The sequence below is a fragment of the Legionella nagasakiensis genome (genome assembly GCF_900639915.1).
Classification (GTDB): Bacteria; Pseudomonadota; Gammaproteobacteria; order Legionellales; family Legionellaceae; genus Legionella_A; species Legionella_A nagasakiensis.
The window spans coordinates 158,797-170,925 of the sequence record NZ_CAAAID010000002.1; the positions used below are offsets into that span (position 1 = coordinate 158,797).

Genomic DNA, 12,129 nt, shown 5'->3' on the forward strand with positions numbered 1-12,129 from the left:
CTGTTCCCGTTTAGGAGGTCTTTAATAACTATAGCAAATGAATGTTAGCTCAAGATTAACTCACCTAAACGCATCAATAAAAAATAATGGTTATTTTTATATCAAAAAGAATAATTATTGCTTGATATGATTTATTAATGATCTATATTTAAACAATAATTGTAAAAAAAAGGACGAATCATGGATGAGAATCGAGCGTGTTATCGTCATAATCTGGCAAGATGTTTTTATCAATGTTTGATCATCGGCAGTGTGGCTTTTCTTTTTTTATTACCGGTTATTTCCTTTGCCGCACCTGGTCCTATAGAGGATGCTCATCAATCTATGACCCAGCAAATGCATGCCGTCAATACTTTTATATATAATCCCAAAACGTTGCGTTGGAAGGCGGTTAAAAATGATAAAGTGATTCGGACTGGGAAAGGGTCAGGTGGTAGTCATTATTGCCGCGACATTAAACGCTCTTGCCGAACGCCTTCTGGTACTTACCGTATCATCAGCAAACGAGGCGCCAGCTGTCGTTCCAGTCGTTACCCTGTGGGTAAAGGCGGAGCACCCATGCCCTATTGTATGTTTTTTAGTAAATATTATGCCATTCATGGCTCACCGGATGTGCCAAATCATAATGCAAGTCATGGTTGTATCCGTGTTAAACCAAGCGATGCCCGTTGGCTGAATCAAAATTTCATGAATATTGGCTCAAAAGTCATTGTGAAGCCTTATTAAAGCCTAATCTTCATCATCAATACTAAATGATGAACCGCAACCGCAAGTGGTTTTTGCGTTGGGGTTGCGAATAATAAACTGTTCCCCCTGGATGCCTTGCGTATAATCAATTTCTGCATTTTGCAGGTATTGATAGCTCATGGAATCAATTAATAGTTTTACGGAACCTGAATCATTCGAGCAACGTTGCTCTATGACGGTATCGTCTTCTTGTATTGTTTCATCGAAAGTAAAGCCATATTGAAAACCAGAGCATCCACCGCCTGTAATATAGACTCGCAGATTTAGCTTGGGATTTTCTTCCTCAGCAATTAATGAGGCCACTTTATCTGCGGCGCTGACGGAAAAATGAATGCCAGTTGGTTCAGGTGATGCATTAATAGCTGCCATGGTTACTCCAGAGACTGATTTTTTTTAATTATATACGATTAGCGGATAATTTGTTCAATGGTTGCACCGCCCAGGCATTGATTTTTATCGTAGAAAACAATGTATTGCCCAGGCGTTACTGCACGCTGTGGGCTAGAAAATAAAACACAATGTTGGTGATTGTTTGCCGGTGATATCACACAGGCCTGCTCCTGTTGGCGATAGCGGATTTTGGCATAACAGGTTAAGGGTAGGGAAGGCGGATGCGCAGTCAACCAATGGATAGAGCTTGCGAGAAGCCCCTGGGCATAAAGCATGGGGTGATGGCTGCCTTGTGCGACAACGAGGGTATTGGTTGTTAACTCTTTATCGACGACATACCATGGATCTTCACTGCCATGGCGCATTCCACCAATGCCTAAGCCCTGGCGCTGCCCCAATGTATAGAACATCAGGCCGTCGTGGCGTCCTATCGTTTCACCCAGAGAAGTTTTGATATCACCCGGCTTGGCTAATATAAATTCATTCAGAAAGGATTTGAACCGCTTTTCGCCAATGAAGCAAATTCCAGTGGAATCTTTTTTAGCATGAGTTGCCAGACCAAGCTCTTTTGCCAACACTCGGACTTGTGATTTAAGATAATCGCCTACTGGAAATAAGGTTTTGGCCAAGGCAGAGGGTTCTACGGCATGGAGAAAGTAGGTTTGATCTTTATCCCGGTCTTTTGCTTTGCATAAGGTTGCTGCGCCGTTGTTGACTTGAATTCTTGCATAATGGCCTGTTGCGATGAAATCGGCGCCTAAAGATAAAGCATGGTTTAAAAAAGCATTGAATTTGATTTCTTTATTACATAGGACATCCGGGTTTGGTGTTCGACCCTGTTCGTATTCTGTAAGAAAATGATCAAATACTCGTTGCAGATATTGTTCCGAGAAATTGATGCTATGTAATGGGATGCCTAATTGTTTACATACAGCCTGTGCATCCGCTAAATCCTCGGCGGCAGCACAATAGCCATCTTTATCATCCTGCTCCCAGTTCTTCATAAACAGGCCTTCGACCTGATAGCCTTGCTCCATTAATAACCATGCGGCAACCGATGAATCCACGCCGCCTGACATGCCCACGATGACTTTAGCACCCATAATCAAGTTCAATATGTATAAAAATTGAATATTTTACGCTATACTTCCTGGCGACACAATTTTGTAGTTATTATCATGAAAATTTCTTTAGCAAAATTGGCAAAGGAAAAAGAAGTGCGGCACGCTGATTTGACCATTGAGGAACGACTCCCCGCTCATCTTTCCATGGCTTGCCATTTATCTTGCGATTACTGGGTGGAGGCAACTGCAGATAATTATATTTTATTGCGGATGAGCACAAAAGGGAGCATTGAGATCGTTTGTCAACGCTGCTTGCATGTATTTCCCTGCGACTATCATCATGAGACACAATTAGCGGTATGTCTGAACGATGCCATTGCGGAAAAATTAATGGAACAGTATGAATGTATGGTTTCAGATAACTATACGATCAATTTGGCCGAATTAATAACGGATGAATTGCATTTGAACACCCCTGAAAAACATCTCGATCCTGCCACGTGCGATAGCGATGTCAAACGATATATCCATGATATAATCTAATTTCTCACAACAAGACTTGGATTGCAAATAAAAAATCGGTAATATTCCGGCCCTACGAAAACAAATTGTTTAGGAGTAATACAATGGCTGTACAACAAAATAAAAAATCACGTTCGAGACGTGATATGCGTCGTTCTCATGATGCATTAACCAAACCGACTCTTTCGGTTGACCCAACGACTGGTGAAACGCATCGGCGGCATCATCTTACGGAAGATGGCTATTATCGTGGACGCAAGGTTCTGGACACAGATAACGTTTACGAAGAAGAGTAATGTCCTTGAATACCATTACCATTGCCATTGATACGATGGGCGGGGATCATGGTTTGGACATTGTGATTCCGGCTTGTGTGCGCGCAATACGTAATAATCCTGATTTAAAATTGTTGTTGGTGGGTGATCAGCAGCAAGTGGCCAACCATTTGAAGAAGCATGGAGCTCTATCAAATGCTCAATTTACAATTGTTCATGCCTCTGAAGTGGTGGCTATGGATGAATTGCCTTCCCATGCATTGCGTAATAAAAAAGATTCGTCGATGCGGGTAGCCATTAATCAGGTGAAAGAAAAAAAAGCTCAGGCTTGTGTCAGTGCCGGCAATACAGGAGCCTTGATGGCTACGGCACGGTTTGTTTTAAAAACCCTCCCTGGGATTGACAGGCCAGCCATTATTGCTGAATTGCCCACCATGAAAGGTAAAACCCGGGTGATTGATTTGGGGGCCAATGTTGATTCTTGTGCCGAACATTTATTTCAATTCGCTATCATGGGTTCTGCGCTCATTCAAGCATTGGATAATAAATCCATGCCTAAGATTGGATTGCTTAATATTGGTGTCGAAGAAATAAAGGGAAATGATCAGGTTAAACGTACGGCGCATATGCTGTCTGAATGCAGCGTTATGAATTATGTGGGTTATGTCGAAGGCGATCAATTTTATTCTGGTGAAGTTGATTTGGTTGTTTGTGATGGATTTGTAGGTAATGCCACGTTAAAAGCAAGTGAAGGATTGGCTAAGCTCATCCTGTCTATCTTAAAAGAATCATTTACTCGCAACTGGCTAGCAAAAATGGCCGGTTTTGTTGCCTTGCCTGCCCTATCCTATATGAAAAAACGCATCGATCCTGCCCGTTATAATGGCGCAAGTCTGTTAGGATTAAATGGCATCGTGGTTAAAAGCCATGGTGGTGCCAGTGAGATGGCTTTTCAATGTGCCATTGAAGAAGCGGTTTTGCAAGTTAAAAATAACGTGGTTGATTTGGTTCGTGACCAAATCACTAACTTCATCAATCAAGGTTTGTTGTTATGAAAAATGCGGTGATTCGTGGAACCGGAAGTTATTTGCCTGAGCGTGAACTGACCAACAAAGAATTGGAAAGGATATTAGACACCACGGATGAATGGATCATGACTCGAACGGGCATTCGCAGCCGGCGGGTTGCTGCTCCTCATGAAACAACGTCATTTATGGCAAGTGAAGCTGCAAAAAAAGCTTTAAGTTCCTCCGGTATACAAGCCGATGACATTGATCTGATTATTGTTGCAACCTGCACGCCAGATCATTTTTTTCCAAGCGTAGCTTGTCATGTCCAGCAAGCATTGGACATTAAGCGTCCAATTCCCGCTTTTGATATTAGTGCCGCTTGCAGTGGCTTTATTTATGCACTCGATATTGCCAAGCAATACTTGGCTGCTGGCACGGCGAAACATATCTTGCTCGTTGGTAGTGAAAGCATGTCGCGTGCTGTGGATTGGACTGATCGTGCAACTTGTGTCTTATTTGGAGACGGCGCCGGGGCCGTCGTATTGAGTGCGGATAATCAACCAGGAATTCTTGGCAGTGTACTGCATGCTGCTTATGATGAAGGAAAATTATTAACGTATGCTGCTTATACAGAAAATGGTAAAAAGTCTTTTATTGGCATGCGCGGCAATGAAGTGTTTAAAATCGCGGTCAATATTATGGGTGATATTGTTGATGAAGTGCTGACGATCAGTGGCTTGCAGAAATCGGATATTAAATGGCTGGTTCCTCATCAGGCGAATATTCGCATTATTAACGCAATCGCTAAAAAATTATCCCTTCCTATGTCGCAAGTTATTGTGACGATTGAGCATCAGGGCAATACGTCGGCTGCTTCTATTCCTCTGGCTTTGGATATTTCTATAAGAGAAAAGCGTATTCAACGAGGTGATTTGTTGTTACTGGAGTCGTTTGGTGGCGGTATGACCTGGGGTGCTATGGCTATACGCTATTAAGGTTCATGTATGCCAACAGACCCTGGATTTATTTTATTTGGTTAGACTCTTTAGAGATTATTATGGTGATGAGCGCATTTGTGTTTCCTGGTCAAGGCTCCCAATTCGTTGGGATGTTAAATGAATTGGCAGGTCACTATCCTGTTATTCCTGAATTATTTGCTGAAGTGTCTGAACAGATTGGGTATGATGTTTGGCATTTGGTTCAGCATGGACCCGAAGATCGTCTGAATCAGACGGAACATACTCAGGTCGCGATGTTGACTGCTGACGTAGCCGTTTATCGAGTATTACAGCAAAGGATGGAAATCCGTGCCAGTATGATGGCTGGTCATAGTCTAGGTGAGTATGCAGCACTGGTATGTGCTGAAGCCATTTCTTTGACAGATGCCGCGCAACTCGTTGCTACACGGGGAAGGTTAATGCAGGAAACTGTGCCATTAGGCGAGGGCGCAATGGCGGCCATTGTTGGATTGAGCGATGAGCAGGTAGGCGCTCTTTGTCAGAAAGCCAGTCATGAAGAACAGCAAGTGGCTCCAGCCAATTATAATGCTATAGGACAAGTTGTTGTTGCAGGGCATGCGCCGGCGGTTGAGCGTGCTATGTCTCTGGCGAATGCCATGGGGGCTCGTCTGGCGATGGTAATTCCCGTTAGTGTTCCCTGCCATTGTCCATTGTTAACTAAAGCGGCTGAATTATTTTCTGAACATCTGGCACAAACAACATTTAATACACCCGTCACTTCAGTCATCAGTAATGTGGATCTTAGTGTTTATCAATCGGCCGAACAGATAAGAACCTTATTAAAGGAACAATTATATCGTCCTGTTCGTTGGGTGGAAACGATTCAAATGATGAAACAAAGCGGGATTGAACAGATGATTGAATGTGGTCCAGGTAAAGTCTTGGCTGGATTGGTGAAGCGCATTGATAAATCATTGCAAACCGTCAGTATCAATGATTTATCCAGCCTGAATCAGGCGGTCAATGTCATCCATTAGAGGATTTCTATATGATTAACTTACAGGAGAAAATTGCGCTGGTAACCGGTGCAAGTCGCGGCATAGGTAAAGCGGTTGCTTTAACGTTGGCACAAAAGGGTGCTTATGTCGTGGGAACCGCAACGACTGACCAAGGCGCTGCCGCGATTAGTAGAGCATTTCAACAGGAATCTCTTGCCGGTCACGGTGTTGTGCTTGATGTAACCAATAAAGAGAGCGTTGAGCAGATGATGACCCAGTTGTCTGATCAAAACCAGTTACCAAATATTCTGGTCAATAATGCGGGAATTACATGTGATAATTTATTATTACGTATGGAAGATGAAGAGTGGTATCGCGTCATTGAAACCAATCTGAATTCTGTGTTTCGCCTAACCAAAGCGTGTTTGAAACCTATGTTTCGTGCTCGATGGGGACGAATTATTAGTATTGGTTCAGTGGTTGGTATCAGTGGCAATTCAGGTCAAACTAATTATACTGCCGCGAAAGCCGGTTTAATTGGTTTTTCCAAATCATTAGCTCAAGAAATTGGCAGTCGTGGAATCACGGTCAATGTCGTGGCTCCAGGATTTATTGATACCGATATGACTGCGGCATTGCCAGATATGGTTAAAGAAGAAATGTTAAAACGAATTCCTTTAAGGCGTTTAGGTAAGGTAGAAGATATTGCTGAAGTGGTTGCATTTCTTGCATCCGATCATGGTAATTATATTACTGGTGAAACCATTCATGTGAATGGTGGTATGTATATGAGTTAAGGAGGCGTATTTTTTTATTTGGGAAAAGAAGCTGGTCAAGAAACTTGCGTTATCTGAAGAATAGAATAAACTACCCAACATTAATTTTATCGTTTCAAATTTCATGCTTTTGAAGTTTGAAACAATGCATTTTTATAACGGAAAGAGGAAAAACAAGTTATGAGCACAGTAGAAGAACGAGTTCGCAAAATTGTAGTAGAGCAATTAGGTGTTAAAGAAGATGAATTAAAGAATGACGCTTCATTTGTTGATGATTTAGGTGCGGACTCTCTCGATACCGTTGAATTGGTAATGGCATTGGAAGAAGAATTTGAAACGGAAATTCCTGATGAAAAAGCAGAAAAAATTACCACGATTCAAGAAGCCATTGATTACATAGAGGCTAATCTTAATAAAGAAGAAGCATAAAATTGAGAGAGGAACCTCATAGAGCTTGTTAAAAAATCTAAGAAGAAGATCTATTGGCAATTCGTTTGGTCTAAGTCATCGGCATTCCCGCTTCACAAAACAAATTGTCAACGGACCCTAGAATAATAGACGTTATTTGTGAGGAGTGCAGTAATGGCGTCCAGTGTTCATTTTTAGTATAATTTGTTAATAAGCTTGTAGATTTGGTTCCTTTATACTTACGCATATAATCTGGCTAACGCTAAGAGGATAGCCAGGATTTAATGGATTTATGGTTCCGGGGTATCCTTTTGTGCTATCCCGGTTCAGTTTTGTCTTGTATAAAAACGATTTTTTTAATGTAAAGGCCTGATATTAGGAGTTATTCATTGAACAAACGGCGTGTTGTTGTGACCGGCATGGGCATGCTAACCCCTGTTGGCTTAAATGTAGAAAGTTCCTGGCGGAATATTCTGGCGGGTAAAAGCGGTGTGGGTTTCGTTGAGGATTTTGATACTAGTGAATACCCAACAAAAATTTGGGCTAAGGTCAAGGATTTTGACGCTGAAAAATATATGTCGCTCAAAGAAGCGCGTAAAATGGATTTATTTACTCAATATGGCATGGTGGCAGCAGATGAAGCATTGGCGGATGCTGGATTAAAAATTAATGCAGAACTTTCTTACCGAGCTGGCGTTGCGGTGGGAGCGGGCATTGGTGGTATACAGACAATTACGAACAATCAGGAAAAGCTTCTTAAAGGTGGCCCACGTAAAGTATCACCATTTTTTATCCCCGCGGGTATTATCAATATGGTCGCCGGTCAAATCTCAATTAAGCATGCCCTAAAAGGCCCTAATATTTCAGTGGTTACTGCTTGCACGACAGGAACTCATAATATTGGTCTTGCTGCAAGAATGATTGCCTATGGGGATGCTGATGTGATGGTCTGTGGCGGCGCTGAAATGACAACAACCCCACTATGTCTTGCTGGTTTCTCCGCGGTGCGTTCCTTATCGAAACGAAATGATGAACCAGAAAAAGCATCACGTCCTTGGGATAAGGATAGGGATGGTTTTGTGATGGGTGAAGGGGCAGGAATTTTGGTGCTTGAAGAGTATGAGCATGCACAAGCTCGTGGCGCAAAAATTTATGCTGAATTGGTTGGTTTTGGTATGTCTGCTGATGCTTATCATATTACTGCACCGGATGAAGATGCCGATGGAGCAGCGCGTTCCATGGAAATTACTATTAAAGATGCGGGAATTTCACCAAATCAGGTGGATTACATCAATGCTCATGGTACGTCTACGTCCCTAAACGATCTCAATGAAACCCGAGCAATTAAACGAGTGTTTGGTGAGCACGCTTATCAGTTAGCGGTGAGTTCGACAAAATCGATGACTGGACATTTATTGGGCGCAGCTGGAGCGGTCGAGGCGATATTTAGTATCCTGGCGATTCGTGATCAGGTGGCTCCCCCAACGATTAATCTTGATAATCCGGACGAAGGGTTTGATTTAAATTATGTCGCCCATGAACCGCAAAATCGAACGATTCACTTCGCGTTGAGTAATTCATTAGGATTTGGGGGTACTAACGGTAGTTTGTTATTTAAGAAAATGGATCATTCTTAAGGGTTTTTGCGTCAATTTTAACCTTTTACTGGTTAAAAGCGGAATGCTCGCAACTCTGGTTATCGTTTACGATATTCAGTGTCTGATGCAGGGCCAGGCGCATAAATGATTAAATTATTGACAATCAAGTCAATAGAACGCTAAATAAGTTCTACTTTTCTACGTCCTGCGGCTTGTCCACAGGATCCAGGAATCTAGTGAGGCATCTGGCCCCCGCGCATAAAGCGCGGGAGGTCGATATTTGAGTGAAATTATAACCACTCATGATCTTTCCCTGGGATTTGACGGACTTATGATACATCTTCCGTTATCTATGCTAGCATGTTTATTCCATACAAAATGTCGGTAAAAACATGCGGTTTTTTCAGCATTCTTTTGTTGTCATTCATGCTGTATCATCTTACTTGAGCAAGCTGAGATATTCATGAAGCGTCGTTGGTTGAAGTATTTTCTTGTTTATTGTCTGGCATTATTTGCAATTGGCCTGGCAATGATGTTAGGTTTTGATTTATATCGGCTCATGTATCGCCCCATGCTGTCAGAGCAGCATGAACCAATCACCATGAATTTGGACAAATCAACCTCTGCTTCTTCTTTTGTCCATAGCCTTAAAGCGCGGCATTTGATTGAGTCTGAACGCCTTTTTCTGTTATTAATACGAATGCAGGGATTGACAAAACAGCTTAAGGCAGGAATTTATCAAATTCAAACGGGTGAATCTGCCCAACAGTTTTTGTTTCGGGTAGTCGCTGGCGACGTGTTGCAAGAGTCTTTTCGTATTATTGAAGGTACAACACAAAATCAGGTGGCAATGAATCTTAAACAAGCTGCCTATTTAACTTATTCCGACAAGGATTGGCAGGCCATTACGGATACTTTTACAAGTGCAGAAGGTTTATTGCTTGCTGATACGTATTATTACGATGCTGGCAGTGGTAGTCGACAAGTATTGGCGCAGGCATACGCTAATTTACAACAGCAACTTGAGCAAAGTTGGCAGCAGCGCAGTCCTGACTTGCCTTATAAATCTCCCTATGAATTATTAACGGTTGCCTCAATTCTTGAAAAAGAAACCTCTATTCCCAGTGAGAAGCGTTTAATCGCAGGGGTTATTGTTAATCGATTGCGAAAAAACATGCCTTTGCAGGTCGATCCGACCGTCATTTATGCGTTAGGTTCACGGTACAAGGGAAAATTAACACGAAAAGCATTACAGATTGATTCACCTTACAATACTTATCGTTATCGAGGGTTACCGCCAACCCCAATTGCGATGGTTGGCAAAGATGCGATCGATGCAGCAGCACATCCTAAAGTAACGAATTATTTGTATTTTGTTGCTAAAGGAGATGGCACGCATCAGTTTTCTGTGACCTATGAACAACAAAAACAGGCGATTAAACACTATTTAAGGAAAAATTGATGAACTCATCATGTAGAGGCCGTTTTATCGTTGTTGAAGGGCTTGAAGGTGCTGGTAAATCAACGGCAATCAATACCATTAAGCATTTTTTGACGGATAAAATTGATGAAATCATTCTGACTCGCGAACCGGGGGGAACACGGGTTGGTGAGTCTGTGAGACATTTGATTAAAGACATCATTCCGAATGAGCCATTGGATTCACGAGCAGAGCTTCTTTTGCTGTATGCTGCAAGAGTCCAATTGCTTGAGCAAATCATTAAACCGGCTCTAGATAGAGGATGCTGGGTTTTGGCCGATCGGTTTGAATTATCGACGCATGCCTACCAAGGAGGAGGACGAAAACTGGATCAGAATATGATTGCCAGTTTATCTTCTTTTTGCCTTGCTGGATTTCAGCCGGATTTAATTATCTTTCTCGATGTTTCTCCCCAAAAAGGCTTACGGCGCGCTTATAAACGTGGTAAAACAGATAGAATAGAGCAAGAAGCGCTTTCATTTTTTAATGATGTGTACAAACGTTATCATGAGCAAATAAATACTATGGGTAATGTCATGGTCATTGATGCCTGTCAACCTCTTAAGATTGTTCAGGCTGAAATTCGCGCAGTTCTTGATAAATACCTCGTGAATCATGCAATCTCAATATCCAATTAACTTATTATCGGCGCACGCATCTTTGTGGCAACGATTGCAGCCACTGCTGGACAAACAGCAACTGCCTCAGGCACTACTTTTTATTGGCCCGCAACATGGATTAATACCGCAACTTGTCAACCGGCTTATCGCCATGCTTATTTGTCAGCAAGGCAATGCCTGTGGCTCCTGCAGCGCTTGCCATTTGCTGATTCAAGGGTATCATCCCGATATTCATCGTATCAGCATGGAGGCACAAGATAAGGCGATAAAGATTGAACAGATTCGAGAATTGCAGCTCATTGCTTATCAAACACCCCAGCGCGGTATCCATCGATTTATCGTGGTGGAGCCGGCGGAAAAAATGAACGTTTCCGCTGCAAATGCTTTGTTAAAAATTCTTGAGGAACCACCTCAGCATGTGGTTTTTATTCTAATTGCCGAACAAATAGGCAATATGTTGCCCACGATAATCAGTCGCTGCCAAAGATACATAGTGTCTGATTATGAGTTGTTTGATTTTAAAGGGTATTCTGGCTATTTGACTCTTGGTCAATTATATCCTGAGGAAACAACGCGTGCGCAATTGTACAAACAGCGTGAAGTTATTATCGCATCACTTTGCGATTTACTCGAACATAAAACATCTCTGTGTTCTGTTGCTTCTCTTTGGTCGGCCTATGCATTTGATGATTTATTATGGTTTTTGTATCTTGTTCATGCCGATGTGATCCATGCGCAGCTTACTGAAAATCAAATGCTGCTGCACCCAGAAAAACTGGTTTGTTTAGCGACTTGTACGCATCCTCTGCAATTATTTAGCCAGATGGATAAGATTAAAGCGCTTATGCAAAAAATCAACCATAATATAAATATTAACCAGACATTGGCCATCGAAGATTTATTGATAGGTTATTTGAGGGAAACCGGATGAATGATGAGTTACCATTACTTGGTTGCGTTTATAAAGATGAAACAGCACTCTATCAAGCCTATATGTCTTTTGTTCAAGGAGGGGGGCTTTTTATACGAACGACTCAGGATTTTCAATTGGGAAACAAGGTCAATTTATCCATACAATTACCGAATGAAGAAGAAAATTATTTGGTTGAAGGAAAAGTAGTCTGGTTGACGCCGAAAGGCGCCGGGGGGAATAAACCAATTGGCATTGGTATTCAATTCACCAGTGAAAATGGACGCCTTCTCAGTAATAAAATAGAAACGTACTTAGCTGGCATGTTAAAATCCACGCAAATGACGGATACAATATAGAATGCCCTTTTTT

Annotated in this window: 14 protein-coding genes and 1 pseudogene; 13 read left to right on the forward strand and 2 right to left on the reverse strand. The window is 42.0% G+C overall.

The window, feature by feature from the left end:
* Positions 1 to 180: 180 nt before the first annotated feature.
* Positions 181 to 726 carry a L,D-transpeptidase gene (locus E1O52_RS02275; protein WP_165474684.1) on the forward strand — a complete coding sequence of 182 codons (546 nt, stop codon included), beginning with the start codon at positions 181 to 183 and terminating at the stop codon, positions 724 to 726.
* 3 nt (positions 727 to 729) lie between these two features.
* On the opposite strand, the gene erpA is transcribed toward E1O52_RS02275, so the two are convergent.
* On the reverse strand, positions 730 to 1,116 hold the full coding sequence (gene erpA / locus E1O52_RS02280; RefSeq protein ID WP_133127088.1) for an iron-sulfur cluster insertion protein ErpA: 387 nt from the start codon (positions 1,114 to 1,116) through the stop codon (positions 730 to 732).
* Positions 1,117 to 1,154: 38 nt separating this feature from the next.
* Positions 1,155 to 2,240, reverse strand: coding sequence for a tRNA 2-thiouridine(34) synthase MnmA (gene mnmA, locus E1O52_RS02285; RefSeq protein ID WP_133127089.1), 1,086 nt, complete (start codon positions 2,238 to 2,240; stop codon positions 1,155 to 1,157).
* Positions 2,241 to 2,315: 75 nt separating this feature from the next.
* Between mnmA and E1O52_RS02290 the strand changes: the two genes are divergently transcribed.
* The 12 genes and pseudogenes from E1O52_RS02290 to E1O52_RS02345 all read left to right on the forward strand — a co-directional run bounded on the left by E1O52_RS02290 (position 2,316) and on the right by E1O52_RS02345 (position 12,116).
* Positions 2,316 to 2,744: a YceD family protein gene (locus E1O52_RS02290; protein ID WP_133127090.1), complete on the forward strand. Its 429-nt coding sequence runs from the start codon at positions 2,316 to 2,318 to the stop codon at positions 2,742 to 2,744.
* Between the two features lie 83 nt (positions 2,745 to 2,827).
* Complete coding sequence (gene rpmF / locus E1O52_RS02295; protein WP_133127091.1) at positions 2,828 to 3,019, forward strand: 50S ribosomal protein L32; 192 nt, start codon at positions 2,828 to 2,830, stop codon at positions 3,017 to 3,019.
* Between the two features lie 5 nt (positions 3,020 to 3,024).
* Positions 3,025 to 4,053: a phosphate acyltransferase PlsX gene (plsX, locus tag E1O52_RS02300; protein ID WP_133127210.1), complete on the forward strand. Its 1,029-nt coding sequence runs from the start codon at positions 3,025 to 3,027 to the stop codon at positions 4,051 to 4,053.
* Positions 4,050 to 5,003 (forward strand): beta-ketoacyl-ACP synthase III, encoded by a 954-nt coding sequence (locus E1O52_RS02305; RefSeq protein WP_133127092.1) that lies wholly within the window; start codon positions 4,050 to 4,052, stop codon positions 5,001 to 5,003. The genes plsX and E1O52_RS02305 overlap by 4 nt, the downstream gene beginning before the upstream one ends.
* A gap of 62 nt (positions 5,004 to 5,065) precedes the next feature.
* A complete protein-coding gene (gene fabD, locus E1O52_RS02310) occupies positions 5,066 to 6,004 on the forward strand; it encodes an ACP S-malonyltransferase (RefSeq protein ID WP_133127093.1) in 939 nt (312 codons plus the stop codon).
* Positions 6,005 to 6,015: 11 nt separating this feature from the next.
* Positions 6,016 to 6,762, forward strand: a complete 747-nt coding sequence (gene fabG / locus E1O52_RS02315; protein WP_133127094.1) for a 3-oxoacyl-ACP reductase FabG — start codon at positions 6,016 to 6,018, stop codon at positions 6,760 to 6,762.
* A 156-nt stretch (positions 6,763 to 6,918) separates the two neighbouring features.
* Positions 6,919 to 7,170 (forward strand): annotated as a pseudogene (acpP, locus tag E1O52_RS02320) (acyl carrier protein); the annotation flags it as partial.
* Between the two features lie 368 nt (positions 7,171 to 7,538).
* Positions 7,539 to 8,786 (forward strand): beta-ketoacyl-ACP synthase II, encoded by a 1,248-nt coding sequence (fabF, locus tag E1O52_RS02325; protein ID WP_133127095.1) that lies wholly within the window; start codon positions 7,539 to 7,541, stop codon positions 8,784 to 8,786.
* A gap of 424 nt (positions 8,787 to 9,210) precedes the next feature.
* Positions 9,211 to 10,209, forward strand: coding sequence for an endolytic transglycosylase MltG (gene mltG, locus E1O52_RS02330; protein WP_133127096.1), 999 nt, complete (start codon positions 9,211 to 9,213; stop codon positions 10,207 to 10,209).
* Entirely contained in the window at positions 10,209 to 10,865 is a 657-nt protein-coding gene (gene tmk, locus E1O52_RS02335; RefSeq protein ID WP_133127097.1) for a dTMP kinase, read from the forward strand. The genes mltG and tmk overlap by 1 nt, the downstream gene beginning before the upstream one ends.
* Positions 10,843 to 11,778, forward strand: coding sequence for a DNA polymerase III subunit (locus tag E1O52_RS02340; RefSeq protein ID WP_133127098.1), 936 nt, complete (start codon positions 10,843 to 10,845; stop codon positions 11,776 to 11,778). The genes tmk and E1O52_RS02340 overlap by 23 nt, the downstream gene beginning before the upstream one ends.
* On the forward strand, positions 11,775 to 12,116 hold the full coding sequence (locus E1O52_RS02345; protein ID WP_133127099.1) for a PilZ domain-containing protein: 342 nt from the start codon (positions 11,775 to 11,777) through the stop codon (positions 12,114 to 12,116). Before E1O52_RS02340 ends, E1O52_RS02345 begins: the two co-directional genes overlap by 4 nt.
* Positions 12,117 to 12,129 lie beyond the last annotated feature (13 nt).